We start from the raw sequence: 223 nt of genomic DNA on the forward strand, positions 1-223 counted from the left end.
CCGCGCCTACGCCGCCCACACCGCGCCCCTGCACGAGGTCGGCGCCCTCCTGGAGGCCCGTTCGGTCCACCCGGGCCGCTCCGCGTACCACCACCTGATGGCGCTCGCCCACACCCACTCCATCCCGAAGAGCCGCGTCGACGAGGTCCTGGACCTGGCCGGGATCCACGAGGTCGCCCGCAAGCGCGTGAAGGGCTTCTCCCTCGGCATGGGCCAGCGCCTG

Annotated in this window: 1 pseudogene; it reads left to right on the forward strand. The window is 74.0% G+C overall.

The window, feature by feature from the left end:
• Positions 1 to 223: pseudogene (locus AOK03_RS44640) on the forward strand (ABC transporter ATP-binding protein); the annotation flags it as partial.

This window comes from Streptomyces atriruber (genome assembly GCF_001418325.1).
GTDB classification, from domain to species: Bacteria; Actinomycetota; Actinomycetes; order Streptomycetales; family Streptomycetaceae; genus Streptomyces; species Streptomyces atriruber.